At 65.9% G+C, this 349-nt stretch carries 1 protein-coding gene; it reads left to right on the top strand.

Translation table 11 applies throughout. The features are described 5' to 3' along the window. Positions 1–349: hypothetical protein (locus tag AC1D0P_RS32905; RefSeq protein ID WP_477680548.1), on the top strand; the 349-nt coding region annotated here is incomplete at both ends.

The raw sequence follows: 349 nt of genomic DNA, 5'->3' as shown, positions 1-349 counted from the left end.
GCCCTACGGTTTTCGCTCTGTGCCGCAATGGAGTTTCCTCGTGCCGAGGCCGGCGAAGACGACGGTCGCTGCCGCGCGGCCGTTGTCGATCGATGCACCGGCCGATGCCGCGCTGATCCGTGCGCTGCTCGATGCCCGCGTACCGGTGTCGGAGCGCTTTGCGGTCGCAGGCCACGCAATCGAATTCACGCTCAACGCCTGCTTCAATCCAGCGGCGCGATTGAGCTATCTGCCTGATGTCGATGTGGTGGTCGCATGGGCTGAGGTCGACGGCCGGTTCCGGCTGCTCGATGTCGTCGGCCGCAGGATCCCGAACCTCGCCGAGATCGTCGCGGCAATCGGTATCGCG

It is taken from the genome of Polaromonas sp. P1_G2, from assembly GCF_056405515.1.
Note: the sequence above shows the minus strand (reverse complement) of the source record. Positions and strands in the feature narration are given on the sequence as shown.